The 14,504-nt window shown below is 46.2% G+C and carries 11 protein-coding genes and 1 tRNA gene; 8 read left to right on the top strand and 4 right to left on the bottom strand.

Going from position 1 to position 14,504, the window contains the following annotated elements; translation table 11 throughout:
• Window positions 1-96 precede the first annotated feature (96 nt).
• Window positions 97-693, top strand: coding sequence for a glycerol-3-phosphate 1-O-acyltransferase PlsY (gene plsY, locus C4S60_RS03705; protein ID WP_103878996.1), 597 nt, complete (start codon window positions 97-99; stop codon window positions 691-693).
• Window positions 694-734: 41 nt separating this feature from the next.
• Here the strand turns inward: plsY and C4S60_RS03700 are convergent, their stop codons facing one another.
• Window positions 735-1,550, bottom strand: coding sequence for an alpha/beta fold hydrolase (locus C4S60_RS03700; RefSeq protein ID WP_103878995.1), 816 nt, complete (start codon window positions 1,548-1,550; stop codon window positions 735-737).
• A gap of 112 nt (window positions 1,551-1,662) precedes the next feature.
• Window positions 1,663-2,682 carry a tRNA (adenosine(37)-N6)-threonylcarbamoyltransferase complex transferase subunit TsaD gene (gene tsaD / locus C4S60_RS03695; protein WP_103878994.1) on the bottom strand — a complete coding sequence of 340 codons (1,020 nt, stop codon included), beginning with the start codon at window positions 2,680-2,682 and terminating at the stop codon, window positions 1,663-1,665.
• A gap of 241 nt (window positions 2,683-2,923) precedes the next feature.
• On the opposite strand from tsaD, the gene rpsU reads away from it, so the two are divergent.
• From rpsU to C4S60_RS03665, 6 genes are all read left to right on the top strand, one after another.
• On the top strand, window positions 2,924-3,139 hold the full coding sequence (gene rpsU, locus C4S60_RS03690) for a 30S ribosomal protein S21 (RefSeq protein ID WP_001145625.1): 216 nt from the start codon (window positions 2,924-2,926) through the stop codon (window positions 3,137-3,139).
• Window positions 3,140-3,167: 28 nt separating this feature from the next.
• Window positions 3,168-3,611, top strand: coding sequence for a GatB/YqeY domain-containing protein (locus C4S60_RS03685; RefSeq protein WP_103878993.1), 444 nt, complete (start codon window positions 3,168-3,170; stop codon window positions 3,609-3,611).
• Window positions 3,612-3,692: 81 nt separating this feature from the next.
• A complete protein-coding gene (gene dnaG, locus C4S60_RS03680) occupies window positions 3,693-5,459 on the top strand; it encodes a DNA primase (protein WP_103878992.1) in 1,767 nt (588 codons plus the stop codon).
• A gap of 100 nt (window positions 5,460-5,559) precedes the next feature.
• Entirely contained in the window at window positions 5,560-7,416 is a 1,857-nt protein-coding gene (gene rpoD / locus C4S60_RS03675; RefSeq protein ID WP_103878991.1) for an RNA polymerase sigma factor RpoD, read from the top strand.
• Window positions 7,417-7,557: 141 nt separating this feature from the next.
• Window positions 7,558-7,633 (top strand) — tRNA-Ile (locus C4S60_RS03670).
• 577 nt (window positions 7,634-8,210) lie between these two features.
• On the top strand, window positions 8,211-9,596 hold the full coding sequence (locus C4S60_RS03665; protein ID WP_103878990.1) for an FAD-binding oxidoreductase: 1,386 nt from the start codon (window positions 8,211-8,213) through the stop codon (window positions 9,594-9,596).
• 182 nt (window positions 9,597-9,778) lie between these two features.
• On the opposite strand, the gene C4S60_RS03660 is transcribed toward C4S60_RS03665, so the two are convergent.
• Window positions 9,779-10,675, bottom strand: a complete 897-nt coding sequence (locus tag C4S60_RS03660) for a hypothetical protein (RefSeq protein WP_146060846.1) — start codon at window positions 10,673-10,675, stop codon at window positions 9,779-9,781.
• 394 nt (window positions 10,676-11,069) lie between these two features.
• On the opposite strand from C4S60_RS03660, the gene C4S60_RS03655 reads away from it, so the two are divergent.
• Window positions 11,070-11,768: a VC0807 family protein gene (locus C4S60_RS03655; protein WP_103878988.1), complete on the top strand. Its 699-nt coding sequence runs from the start codon at window positions 11,070-11,072 to the stop codon at window positions 11,766-11,768.
• 105 nt (window positions 11,769-11,873) lie between these two features.
• Here C4S60_RS03655 and C4S60_RS03650 read toward each other — a convergent pair whose 3' ends face one another.
• Window positions 11,874-13,262, bottom strand: a complete 1,389-nt coding sequence (locus C4S60_RS03650) for a PTS transporter subunit EIIC (RefSeq protein WP_103878987.1) — start codon at window positions 13,260-13,262, stop codon at window positions 11,874-11,876.
• Window positions 13,263-14,504: the final 1,242 nt, after the last annotated feature.

Below are 14,504 nucleotides of genomic sequence, written 5' to 3'. Positions count from 1 at the left end.
TTTCTTAGAGGTCGGATACCCATTTGTTGGGAAAAAACGTACTATTTTCGCTATGATATCAGTCCCTCTGGATAATTTCTTGCGAAAAGGTGCCTAATGACTCCAATAGCATTCGCTATGATCATCGCCGCTTACCTGCTTGGCTCAGTGTCAAGCGCAGTGCTGATCTGTCGTTTACTGCGTTTACCGGATCCAAGGACCGTTGGTTCCAACAATCCGGGTGCCACCAATGTGTTACGTATTGGCGGTAAAGGTGCAGCCGTCGCCGTATTGCTGTGCGATATGCTCAAAGGCACCATTCCGGTATGGAGCGGTTATTATCTTGGTATTGATCCCGTCCTTTTGGGGGTGATTGCCATTGCAGCTTGTCTGGGCCACATGTATCCGCTGTTTTTTCATTTTACCGGCGGTAAAGGAGTCGCAACCGCGCTGGGGGCCATTGCACCTATCGGCTGGGACCTGACCGGGTTGATTACCGGCACCTGGCTAGTTGTAGCGATCATTTTCCGCTATTCATCACTGGCTGCCATTGTCACCGTGTTAATGGCTCCGGTTTATACCTGGATGGCACGACCTCTTTTCACCCTTCCCGTGGCCATGTTGAGTTGCCTCATTTTATTCAGGCACCACCAAAATATTCGTCGACTGTTTGATGGTACCGAGCCCAAACTGGGTAAAAAGAAAGTTTCTTAGTGTTATAAAAAGAGCAGCCAGTGGCTGCTCTTTTTGGGTAGCTATTTCGCGTGTTGTGATAAAAACTCACTAAGCATGGACGTCACATAGTCCGCCTGCTCCAGATTACTGATGTGCCCTGCCGCTGGGATCACGTTGATCGAACTGCCCGAGATCAGATCATTCATCAGATAAGATTCCAGCACCGGACGTGGTTTGTCTTCCGCACCGACGGCAATCAATGTCGGCAGAGCGAATTTTTCTATTTCATCGCAAAGATCTCGTCGACCAAACACCATACGTCCGATTCGTGCAACCTCAACCGCCCGTTCACCTTCCAGCGAAGTGAGGTGCGCCTCAAACTGGCTCACCAAAGGTGCATTATCCTGACGAGCATTGTTTGCAAAGAACAGCGGGACTACGGCTTCCACAATTGGCGCTGGCACCGTCTGCACTTCAGAGATAGTAGCAAGCATCGAAAAGTACTTAGCGTGTGCGACTTCCGGCTCCAGACCGAGAAAGGTATCCATTAGCACCAGGCTTTTCACTCGTGCAGGTGCCAGAGCCGTGAGTTCCGCTCCCCACATTCCGCCGACTGACAGTCCCACAATGGAAAACTGATCGATATCCAGCGAATCCATTAACGCGAGCAGGTGCTGAGCATAGTCGGCAAGATTGCTCATCGAAGCCGGCGCAGCATCGGACTTACCATGTGCCCAAAGGTCAGGAACAATACAACGGTAGTGTTTGCTGAGCGCTTCAATTTGTGGTTGCCACATCTGACTGTCCCACAAATAGCTGTGACCAAATAGCACTACGGGGCCCTGGCCGATATCCTGATACGCCATGGTGCGGCCATCAATAGTAAACTGCTTCATATCTGTTCATTCCCTAGTATTTTTAACAGGTTAGCACGAATAACAAGTCAGAGACTTTCGCTAAATTGTCAAATTCTGTCGGTAAAAAAGGCCACTTACGTGACCTGATTTATTAGCCGTTAATGGGCTGCAGCTGATCGATCGGCCAGCGTGGAGTGGCTTCCACCGACAGCTCCGCCGCTTCCCCGTTCTTGAGACGCTGCATGCCTGCATAGGCGATCATGGCACCGTTATCGGTACAGAACTCAGTGCGCGGGTAATACACTTCCCCGCCGATTTTACTGGCTAATGCTTCCAGTTCCTGACGCAGGAACTTGTTCGCACTCACGCCACCCGCAATCACAATGCGTTTCATACCCGTCTGTTGCAGTGCACGCTTACATTTAATGGCCAAGGTCTCACAGACCGCTTCCTGAAACGCATAAGCGATATCTGCACGAGTTTGTTCACTGTCATCATTCGCAGCAATCGTGTTCGCGGCAAACGTCTTCAGCCCAGAAAAGCTCATATCCAGTCCCGGACGATCCGTCATTGGACGTGGAAACTTAAAGCGCCCTGGTGTGCCTTTATCTGCCAGTTTTGACAGCAGGGGACCGCCCGGATAGTCCAGCCCCATCAGTTTTGCCGTCTTATCAAACGCCTCACCGGCTGCATCATCAATCGATTCACCCAGGATCTGGTACTCACCAATCCCTTTCACCTCGACGATCATACTGTGGCCACCAGACACCAATAGTGCGATAAACGGGAACGGCGGTGGATTGTCTTCCAGCATAGGGGCTAACAAGTGGCCTTCCATGTGATGTACCGGTACCGCAGGCACGCCCCAGGCATACGCCATACTGCGCCCAATCGTGGTCCCCACCAACAAAGCTCCGACCAGACCCGGACCTGCGGTATAAGCCACACCATCTATATCGCTTGGCGTCAGATTCGCTTCCGCCAAAGCCGCTTTGATCAATGGGATCGTTTTTTTTACATGATCACGAGACGCCAGTTCAGGAACCACACCACCATAATCAGCGTGCAGTTTAACTTGGCTATATAGTTGATGTGAAAGCAATCCTTTCTCATCATCATAGATTGCGATGCCCGTTTCATCACAAGAGGTTTCTATACCTAGAATGCGCATATTGTTCTCGACATATTTCGAAATTGGCGCAATATTACCTCGTCATGGGCTCGCAAACAAATTTTGTACAAGAGATAGTCGACAAAGTACTTTACAAAGGCCATGTGATCGGATTAAAATTCCGCACCATTTTTGATCTAGCTGGTTTATCGCTTAGAACAGAGAGCTCAGATGAGACTTCTTAGTTCTGACATACAAGCGCCAGCATTAATGAACAGTTAACCCCTGAGGTGAAAGGCATATGCCAGTAGTTAAAGTACGTGAAAACGAACCGTTCGACGTTGCACTACGTCGTTTCAAGCGCTCTTGCGAAAAAGCAGGTATCCTTTCTGAAGTGCGTCGTCGTGAGCACTATGAAAAACCAACTACAGTTCGCAAACGCGCTAAAGCAGCAGCTCAAAAGCGTCACGCTAAGAAGCTAGCTCGCGAAAACGCTCGTCGCGTTCGCCTGTACTAATAACTAGGTCCAAATAGGATTCTACGTTATGGCTCTGATTGACAAACTCAAAGAAGAGCAAAAATTAGCGATGAAAGCCAAGGACAAAGCGCGCCTTGGCACTATTCGTTTAGCTCTAGCAGCCATTAAGCAACGTGAAGTCGACGAACAGATCACTCTGGGCGAAGACGACATTCTTGCTGTGCTGACTAAAATGGTTAAACAACGTCGCGACTCTGTCACGCAATTTGAAGCAGCAGGTCGTCAAGATCTTGCTGAAGCTGAGCAAGCTGAAATTGCCGTACTTGAGGATTTCATGCCTCAACCGCTGACCGACGAGGAAGTAGCGGCACTGATTGACAGTGCAATTACCGAATCAGGTGCTGCGGGCATGCAAGACATGGGTAAGGTAATGGGTGTGCTTAAGCCACAAATTCAAGGTCGTGCAGATATGGGTAAAGTAAGTGGTCTAGTTCGCGCTAAACTCGCTTAATCTCCCAGTCAAATTGCAGCAAGCCGTGCTATCCTTTGGAACGCACGGCTTGTTTGTATCTTACTCTTGTAAAAAGGTTTTATGGCAGGAATTATCCCTCGTAGCTTTATCGATGACTTACTGGCTCGACTTGATATCGTCGACGTCATTGACGCGCGCGTAAAACTGAAAAAGCAGGGTAAGAACTACGGTGCTTGCTGCCCTTTCCACAACGAAAAGACCCCGTCATTCAGCGTCAGTCAAGAGAAGCAGTTCTATCATTGCTTCGGCTGTGGCGTGCACGGGAATGCCATCGACTTTCTCATGGAATATGAACGCCTGGAGTTCGTCGAAGCAATTGAAGAGTTGGCCTCTTCACTGGGACTTGATGTTCCCAGAGAACAGCGAAGTGGTAGCAGTGGACATTTCTCCAAAGGGCCGACAGCCAATAGCGAGCAGAAACGATCTCTGTATGATCTTATGGGTACCATCGGACAGTACTACCGAGATCAACTTAAAGTTTCATCAAACAAGGCCGCTATAGAATACTTAAAAGGTCGTGGACTCTCTGGAGAAATCGTCCAGAAGTTTGGCATCGGTTATGTGCCAGATGAATGGGACAGTGTCAGAAAGAACTTTGGTCAGCAAAAAGCCACACAAGATATGCTTGTATCTGGTGGTATGTTGATAGAGAACGACAAGGGTAACCGGTATGACCGTTTCAGAGGTCGTATCATGTTTCCGATCCGCGATAGACGTGGAAGAGTGATCGGATTTGGCGGGCGAGTTCTTGGTAACGACACGCCAAAATATCTTAACTCACCCGAAACACCAATTTTCCATAAAGGTAAAGAGCTGTATGGCCTTTATGAAGTGTTGCAGGCTTACAGAGAGCCTCCACAAGTTTTGGTGGTTGAAGGTTATATGGATGTAGTTGCCTTAGCCCAGTATGGCGTTGACTATTCAGTCGCCTCTCTGGGTACATCAACTACTGGTGATCACCTTCAGGTACTGTTTCGTCAAACAAGTACTGTCGTGTGTTGTTATGACGGTGACCGGGCGGGACGAGATGCGGCATGGCGTGCCATGGAAAATGCCCTGCCCTATCTCAACGATGGTCGCCAGTTGAAGTTTATGTTCCTGCCCGATGGTGAGGATCCGGACTCGTTCATACGTCAGAACGGAAAAGAAGCTTTCGAAGTGCAAGTTCACAATGCTATGCCATTGTCAGAATTCATGTTCTCGTCGCTGATGCAGCAAGTGGACACCCGAACCAAAGAAGGAATGGCAAAGCTCAGCACCTTGGCTGTCCCCCTTATTGAGAAGGTACCGGGCGGCACATTAAGGCTATACTTGAGAGAACTTCTCGGGCGTAAACTGGGTCTTGTGGATGAACGACAGCTTCAGCAGTTGATCGATCGCCAGGGACAACAAGAAACGCGAGTTCTGCCTCACAAAGAAATAAAACGCACACCAATGCGTGAAGTGATAGCTCTACTTTTGCAAAATCCGAGCTATGCTGAAATGGTACCGGATTTGTCCTCAGTGAGAGATTTGTCACTGCCGGGACTGAATTTATTCGTGGAAGTGGTTGATAAATGTCAAGCGCATCCCCATATGACTACAGGCCAGCTATTAGAGCAATGGCGTGGAAGTAATAACGAGACACTTCTGTCTCGTCTCGCAAGTTGGGTCATTCCACTTGACGAAGACAATCAAGAAGACGTATTTATCGATTCATTGGATAAAATTTTATCCCAGTGCATTGAAAAGCAAATTGAAAACCTGCAGGCCAAAGAAAGAAGTGTCGGCTTATCAGTCGAAGAAAAACGGGAGCTGCTAGCCTTAATGCTAGACTTAAAAGCGTAACCCAATTCAGTTAGTCAGCAATGAATAAATTTGTTAGTATTAGTGGTTTGCATTTCGCATACTAAAATTCCTTCACCAGATCTTAAGTTGGATATCGTCTATGGACCAAAATCCGCAGTCACAGCTGAAGCTACTTGTCATTAAAGGCAAGGAACAAGGCTATCTGACCTACGCAGAAGTAAATGACCACCTACCTGAAGAAATTGTCGATTCTGAACAGGTAGAAGATATTATTCAGATGATTAATGACATGGGTATTAAGGTAGTAGAAACTGCTCCTGATGCTGATGACCTTGCTCTGAATGATGACAACAACATCACAGATGAAGATGCGGCCGAAGCGGCTGCAGCTGCACTTTCAAGCGTAGAAAGTGAAATCGGTCGTACTACAGACCCAGTCCGCATGTACATGCGTGAAATGGGCACGGTTGAACTATTGACTCGCGAAGGCGAGATCGACATTGCTAAGCGCATCGAAGATGGTATCAACCAGGTTCAAAGCTCTGTCGCTGAATACCCAGGCACCATCCCGTATATCCTTGAACAGTTTGACAAGGTTCAGGCTGAAGAGCTTCGCCTGACTGACGTGATCTCAGGCTTCGTTGATCCAAACGAAGAAGAGACAGCGGCACCGACAGCTACGCACATCGGTTCAGAACTTTCTGAAGCTGATCTTGAAGATGAAGATGATGAAGACGTAGACGAAGACGAAGATTCGGACAGCGAAGACGAAGAAGAAGATACAGGTATCGACCCTGAACTTGCTTTGGAGAAGTTCACTGCACTTCGTAATACCTATCAGGATCTTCAGCTGGCGGTGAACGAGTTCGGCTATGACAGCCCACAAGTAGCGAAATCTCACGAACTAGTACAAGAAGTATTCAAAGAGTTCCGTCTGACGCCAAAACAGTTCGACCATCTGGTGAACGAACTGCGTACGTCAATGGACCGCGTTCGTACGCAAGAGCGCCTCATCATGCGCCAAGCCGTTGAATACGGCAAAATGCCGAAGAAGTCCTTCATTGCTCTGTTCACAGGCAACGAATCAAGCGAAGCGTGGCTGGATGAAGTTCTGGCTTCAGACAAGCCTTATGCTGAGAAGATTAAGCGCTACGAAGATGACATTCGTCGCTCAATCCAGAAACTGAACATCATTGAAGACGAAACATCGCTTTCAGTGCAAAACATCAAAGACATCAGCCGTCGCATGTCTATCGGTGAAGCAAAAGCTCGCCGTGCGAAGAAAGAGATGGTTGAAGCGAACTTACGTCTGGTTATTTCGATTGCTAAGAAGTACACCAACCGTGGTCTGCAGTTCTTGGATCTTATCCAGGAAGGTAACATCGGTCTGATGAAGGCTGTTGACAAGTTTGAATACCGCCGTGGTTATAAGTTCTCGACTTATGCGACGTGGTGGATCCGTCAGGCAATCACTCGTTCTATCGCTGACCAGGCGCGTACGATCCGTATCCCTGTTCACATGATTGAAACGATCAACAAACTGAACCGCATCTCGCGTCAAATGCTTCAAGAAATGGGCCGTGAGCCTCTTCCTGAAGAGTTGGCAGAGCGCATGCAAATGCCAGAAGACAAGATCCGTAAAGTACTGAAGATCGCTAAAGAGCCAATCTCTATGGAGACACCAATTGGTGACGACGAAGATTCGCATCTAGGTGACTTTATCGAGGATACAACCCTTGAGCTACCGGTTGACTCTGCAACCATGACAAGCCTACGTGTTGCGACCAAAGACGTTCTTGCTGGTCTGACTCCTCGTGAAGCGAAAGTTCTGCGTATGCGCTTTGGTATCGATATGAACACTGACCATACTCTGGAAGAAGTTGGTAAGCAGTTCGACGTAACGCGTGAGCGTATCCGTCAGATCGAAGCAAAAGCACTACGTAAGCTCCGTCACCCAAGCCGCTCAGAAACCCTGCGCAGCTTCCTGGACGAGTAATCGCGACGCAATTTAGTAAAAAGGTGAGCATTAGCTCACCTTTTTTGTTTTATGCGGTTTAAGTGATTAAAAAGCAAGCGCAAATACCCCCCCTTGTATCTAGACACCTAGCGTCCCTTCCCCTATAATCATCCACCTATCGGCCCCTTAGCTCAGTGGTTAGAGCAGTCGACTCATAATCGATTGGTCCGCAGTTCAAGTCTGCGAGGGGCCACCAGATACTAGAAAGGCGCATGAAGAAATTCATGCGCCTTTTTCTTTGCTAGTCCGGTCTATATCCGGTCCCTTTTCTCTAAACAATGGCTACTTCCGGACGCTTCCTCATCAATCCAAAAGGTCAGAGAATCACGGTTGATTAGAGCTTTGTTGTTCTGTTTCCTATTGGTTATTTTGTACAAGGTTTAGCTATGAAACTACGACGATTAATAGGGATAGCAAAATCAGATCGTAACTTGTTGATTTAGTTCCATCGATTTAATCAGTAAAGCTGAAGATTGGCTAGCCAGATGGATTTCGCAAAGCAGGTTAACACTCATTCCCATCGTCAATTTGATTCCGCCAGGTAAAAAGGCAATTGCATGGAACAGTCACGTGATGCGTACAACATTGTACGGGCAGAGTTCCATATACTAAGCTAACTGATAGCACGTCTTAATATACAGTCACCACTGTTCAGATTCAAAACTACAACGGGGCATTAAGCCTCTGTTTAGTAATGAGTATTCTGAACGCCGTTGGAAATTTCACCGTTCCATGTTCGCGATTGCTCATTTTATGCATATGAGGAGAATCGTATGGGAAACATAGAAAAATTAGACGCTGGCGAATTGAAAAGTCAGCTGGATGGCGACCTTTTATTGCCTGCAGACGCAGACTATGAAGAGGTTCGTCAAATTTGGAATGCCATGATCGACCGCAAACCCGGGATGATCGCTCGCTGTCAGTCATCTGATGATGTCGTCAAAGCTGTGAACTTCGCCAGAGAAAATGAACTACTGGTGTCCGTTCGAGGTGGTGGGCATAACATCGCAGGCAATGCTCTCTGTGATAATGGCCTGATGATAGACCTTTCACCAATGACACAGGTTGAAGTCAATTCAGACACCAAGCGGGCCATAGTTGACCCAGGCTGTACGTTAAAGGATGTCGATACCGCGACACTAAAATATGGTTTAGCGATCCCGGTAGGCATCAATTCAACCACCGGTATAGCAGGGCTTACTCTTGGCGGAGGATTTGGCTGGCTGAGTCGCAAATATGGCATGACTATCGATAGTTTGATCGCTGTGACGGTGGTCACTGCAGACGGACGAACATTACGTGCTAGCGAAACGGAAAATGCAGATCTATTTTGGGGGCTACGAGGAGGCGGTGGCAATTTCGGTATTGTTACCCAGTTTGAATACCAACTGCATCCCGTTGGGCCCGATGTACTCAGTGGATTAATCGTATTCCCATTCCATCAAGCGAAATCCGTCATCACGCAACTCGCCCGCTTCACCGAGAGCGCTCCTGAAGAATTGAGTGTCTGGATGGTGGCCCGCAAAGCGCCGCCACTCCCGTTCCTACCCGAGGAAGTACATGGCAAAGAAATCGTTGCCCTTGCGCTGTGTTATGTAGGGGACCCGGCCGAAGGGGAAAAACTTATTGAACCGCTTCGTCAATTTGGCACTCCTCACGGTGAGCATGTTGGCGTTCAGCCCTTTGCTGAATGGCAGCAAGCCTTTGATCCGCTTCTTACTCCCGGAGCAAGAAATTACTGGAAATCGCATAACTTTACTCAGCTAAGTGGCGATGCCATCAACGCTGTCATTGATTATGCAGGTAAATTACCATCCGATCAGTGTGAAATATTTATTGCTTCCATTGGTTGTGCGACAGGTAAGCCGGCCCCTGAATCGATGGCATATTCATGCCGGGATGCAAACTATGTGTTAAACGTACATGCTCGATGGGATTCTGCAGAAGAGGATCAAAGTTGTATTCATTGGGCTCGCGAGTTTTTCAATGACACCAAGCCATTTGCGAGCGGTGGTGCTTATGTTAACTTTCTGACGCAGGACGAGTCCGAGCGTGTTGAATCCGCTTATGGCCCGACTTACGCGCGCCTTCAGGAAGTGAAGAAGACATATGATCCGACTAACTTTTTCAGGATGAATCAGAATATTAAACCGGCTTAATTTCGAACTGCACACATTTAGGGTTCTAAATGAACTCGAACGCGTTCTGACGAGTAAACAGCTCCAACAAATAATTTTGGAGCTGTTTACTATTTGTTCAGGAAATTCATGCGCCTTTTTCTTTGCTAGTCCGGTACTAAGCCTTTTCAATAAGGGTCCTGAATCCTCTCCTTACTGAATCTTTAATAAAGGTTACCTGAACTCCATTCAAACACACCGTCACCATCAGCATCAGCAGTTATCTCTACGTCATTGATACTATGTACCGTTAACTTGGCTTGGCTTTGCTGCGCTCCTGTGATTGTAAACTCACCGGATGAGGGCATAATATCACCGATATATTGTACAAAGGGTTGAACGGTCTCAGGGACAACATAACCGTAGTCAGGGTGATAGTAACGCCCGCCCTGAATACTCATCTCAACATAACTTGCAAACGTAATTAGAGACATACTGATGTTTTCAACCTTATACACTTTACCGGTGTTGTTATCTTTAACCAGGTAATTAGACACAGTATTAATACTATTCTGTTCTAAAGTATCCAGATCAATACTACCGGAAAAAGAAATCGTCCCTATGATTATCGTATTGCTTTCGCAATAATCATTGCTTTGCATAGCACCATTAAAATCTCCGTTGCTGTCATCGATATGAATGGTGATCGTTGCACTGCCACCACAGCTACCGTAGATTACCTCAGATTCTGTTTGAACAGTTTGTGGCTGTATTTCATGCACTGTAGATAAATAAGCGGTCACATCTTTAAAGGCGCCAGATAGCGGTAGAAAGTTCTGTGAAGCATTGGTCTGAATCGAAGGCACCGCTCGTACCTCTGCTGTCGAATGGGTACTTATTGGAATAGTGGCGTCATCAGGCATTCCCATATATGCACCGTTTATCAGGGTCTCCGCGCTTTGCTCGGTAATAGCAGCATTTTCGGCAATCCCTGTGTACCGTACCGTACTATCACTAGCGCCACCATCGCCACTTCCACCACCGCCACATGCAATTAATAGTAAGGTAGATAACATAGTTAAAACTAACCGTGTGTTTCTAACAACCAATATACTGTTCACATCATCCTCCCACAGACTTGAAACTAACAAATCATAAGCAATAAGTTAAATATCGTTTACCGCGTTTAAATGATAGTGGTGACAATTTATCCCCACAACAAAACCCTATTAAAATTGCGAGATAGGTTTTAAGTAAACTGTCCGTTAGATAACGTGCCTGTGGCTATTGTCTGGACGAAAACAATGGGCAATCTGGCTACTGCATTCAGCAATCCTACTCAACTGAACGGCTCAATAGCTCTTGAAACTTAAGCGTCACCGCATGCGTATTGATAAAAACTATTACACTCGTCTATACAAGTTGAACGTTTAATCCTTTACATCTTGCTCAAGGCAATGAACACTGCAATTCCTAGATAAAAAAGTAGTAACGAATTTGAGTCAGCAAATCATTATGAGTAATACAACCACGAAGAAGTCGAATCCCCTATTTGAAATCCTATTCAACGTATTTATCCCCTCTTTTATTCTGATGAAGTTTAGTGGTGATGAGCATCTAGGTACGGCGATGGCGCTGGTTGTCGCTCTGCTGTTTCCTGTGCTCTATGGCGGGATGGATCTGATCCGTAATAAGAAGTTTAATTTCATTGCCGCGCTAGGCTTTGTCAGTGTGCTATTGACCGGTGGTATTGGACTGCTTGAACTAGATACTCGTTGGCTGGCATTAAAAGAAGCGTTGATCCCAGGATTGATTGGTCTCGCGGTATTGGGCTCTACATTTACTCGCTACCCTATGATGCAAAAGATGTTGCTCAATGACACTATCTTCAACCTGTCGCTAATCAATGAACGCTTAGAGCAAAATGGTAAAACAGAGGCGTTTGAGCGCTGTCTAATGGCATCGAATTACCTGTTCGCAAGTACCTTTGCATTTTCTTCAGCCATGAACTATTTTCTCGCCACCTGGATTGTCACCAGTCCAGCAGGAACGGCTGCGTTCAATGAAGAACTAGGCAAACTCACGCTGTATAGCTACCCTGCGATTGCGATTCCTAGCATGCTGATGATGTTTGGCATCTTCTATTATATATGGCGCCAAATCCGCTCCTTCACTTCGCTAGAAACCGAACAAATTTTCCATACCCACGACTAACGAAAAGGGGCCTAGAAAGTCGGCGGCTGTTCATACAATGAAAAACCCCACTCCTAAGAGTGGGGTTAACGACTACAGGAGCATTCATGTAGTTGTTTCGGGGACTTATAGAAGAGGTTCAATCTCTCCTTTAAGAATCTCTGAGTGAGTACCAAAGATAGCTTGTAGATTATTTTCAGAAGGACGAACAACCGCAGTCGCACCCAGCTCTTTCAAGCGCTCTTTGTTTACTTTTGATTCATCTTTTACTGTCATGCGCAGACGAGTGATACATGCATCGATAGCTTCAATGTTATCTTTGCCACCAAACGCTTCCAGTACAAGTTGTGCTTGCTCTGACGTTTCTAGCTCAGCCATCTCACCCATGTCTTCATCTTCACGACCAACCGTCTTCAGGTTCATTGCTTTGATAAGAGTCGTGAACACAACAAAGTAGATAACTGCATAGACCAGACCCATCGCCACTAGAAGCATACCGTTTGAAGAGTTGCCGAACAGTAGCGTGAAGTCGAACAGACCGTGACTGAAAGTTGTACCGTGCTTAATACCAAGCATGATCATCACAGGGAATGCAGTAGCCGCAATCAGTGCGTGAGCAACGTATAGGATTGGAGCAACAAATAGGAATGCGAATTCGATTGGCTCAGTGATACCTGTTAGGAAAGACGTTAGCGCCGCAGAACCCAGGATTGAAGCCACTTTTAGCTTGTTCTCTGGTTTAGCCGTTACGTACATTGCCAGACACGCAGCAGGAAGACCGAACATTTTGAACATGTAGCCACCAGCCAGGTTACCCGCAGTAGGGTCACCAGCAAGGTAACGTGGGATTTCGCCTGTTACGACTTCGCCAGCAGCAGTCGTGAATGAACCTACTTCGTAGAAGAATGGTGCGTTCCAAATGTGGTGTAGACCGAATGGGATGAGTGAACGCTCTACGAAACCGTAGATACCAAACGCAAGTTCAGGAGACTGATACGCCGCCCAGTGAGAGAATGCAGCAATACCTGCACCAATCGGTTGCCAGATGATCGCCAGGAAGCCAGCAACAAAACACGCAGCAAGAGACGTCACGATTGGTACGAAGCGCTTACCACCGAAGAAGCCAAGGTAAGTCGGCAATTTAATGTTGTGGTACTTGTTGAACAGCTGTGCTGCCACTAAGCCCATGATAACACCACCAAATACACCTACGTCTGTACCTTCTGCTACAACGCCCAGTACGCGAGACATGGTTAAGTAACCCAGTGCAGCAGCCAATGCAGCAACACCGTCATTTTTTGTGAAACCAAGTGCTACACCGATAGCAAATAAAAGTGCCATGTTCGCAAACACACCCAAACCGGCCTCGGTCATGATCTGTGCGACAATATCAGGTAAGAATTTAGCCACTTCGGTGTTACCACCGATACCAAGTAAGATCCCCGCCGCTGGCATACACGCCACTGGTAGCATTAGAGATTTACCCATTTTCTGCATAGTGCCGAAAACGTTCATATGTTGTACCCCCAGGTAAAAACTATATCTAATCAAATAATTAGTGCGATTTTTTTAAAATTGATCTTTTAAATTGAGTCGAATGTTGTCCCTCGACTGTTTTTTATTTTACAAAGTGAAATAAAAAATTATCCGACAGAAGTCACATAAATATTTGTGATGCTTATTTGTGTAAATATTTGTGATCCCCTTGGTGTTGATGCATTTTTGTTAATAATGTTTATAAAGAAACCGTTTACTTGTAAGCGCTTTCTTTTTTAATCCGAGGGAAAACTCCGGATTCCAGAAAGGAAAATATGTCAAAACACACACCTAAAGTCAGTTCTAATCTAAGGGGTTGATGACATCATTCATCGATAGAAAAAACACCTAATGGCCTGATTTAAAAACATTAACTGAATCTCAACGAAACTATAGAAATGAACTAACCCTGCTGGAGTGCAAAGATCTGGGGCATAGCCGATTTTAGACACATGAGGTCATGCAGAACTGACTAATATAGGCCCCATTTGATTAAGCAAATTTTGTAACAAACTCGCTTCTAAACGCATATTTTGACCACGAGAAAAATAGCGCACGGAAATGACTGATTATTCGATCTTGGCGTTTCCGTGCTGGGGATATGTCGAATTAAGCTGCGTGAGATCACACTTGCGTCGTATTACCGAAAAGACAAACGGGATTTCAACTGATGATAATTGTTAAAATGAACTTCATATTAACAATAGTGAGTAAGCCTAAGCGGCTTAAATACTTTCAGACCCTATTTGCTATAAGAGTGCGATATGAAACAGAGAGCAAATAACACGAACTGATCGAATAGCTAGAAGCGCCATTTATGTTCACCAGTTGTGTGGCAAACGTGTTTAGCCATACTCCTGGTGCGGTGAGAATATACTCAAGTGACCTCAAGATGAGCTCCCAAAGGGCGAGTTTACTTGGCTTATATGCTTTGTTAGCGATTTTCGATTTAGAGCCACTAGATCTTCAAATCACTGCCGCGCCTAGAAGCCAAGTAATTCTCGCTGAACACGCATCTTGAGTTTACTTGAGTATACAAACTAAACCACATGACAGTACTATTCATAGCAACGACCTGTTTTTGGCTCTATTGCTCAAGTTCAATCGCTAAATGCACATATTATTGCATATGTTATTGTGACTAATTGGTATTGTGACTAATATAGCGCAAAGAAGTCAGGCCCGTCCTGATTGATAAGGCCTTGGCAATCTTCTTCATTT

Source organism: Vibrio hangzhouensis (assembly GCF_900107935.1).
GTDB classification, from domain to species: Bacteria; Pseudomonadota; Gammaproteobacteria; order Enterobacterales; family Vibrionaceae; genus Vibrio; species Vibrio hangzhouensis.
The sequence above is the reverse complement of the archived record's forward strand: the minus strand, read 5'-3'. Positions and strand labels throughout refer to the sequence as shown.